Below are 255 nucleotides of genomic sequence, written 5' to 3' on the forward strand. Positions count from 1 at the left end.
TATCCCGCGCGTCTTAGAATTCTCATCTCGCCTACCTGTGTCGGTTTACGGTACTGGCGCCTTCCCCCTCACTAGAGGCTTTTCTTGGCAGTGTGAAATCGTGACCTACGTCCCTACGGGACTCCGCATCGTTCCTTGACTTTGATGCCTGACGGATTTGCCAATCAGACGGTCTTGAAACTTGCACATGCACTTCCATCCGCATGCGTCACTATCCTCCTGCGTCCCCCCATTGTTCAAACGGTGGATCGGCGG

At 54.5% G+C, this 255-nt stretch carries 1 rRNA gene; it reads right to left on the reverse strand.

The window, feature by feature from the left end:
• Window positions 1–255 (reverse strand): 23S ribosomal RNA (locus tag AYO36_RS14050); the annotation flags it as partial.

Source organism: Exiguobacterium sp. KKBO11 (genome assembly GCF_001644945.1).
Classification (GTDB): domain Bacteria; phylum Bacillota; class Bacilli; order Exiguobacteriales; family Exiguobacteriaceae; genus Exiguobacterium_A; species Exiguobacterium_A abrahamii.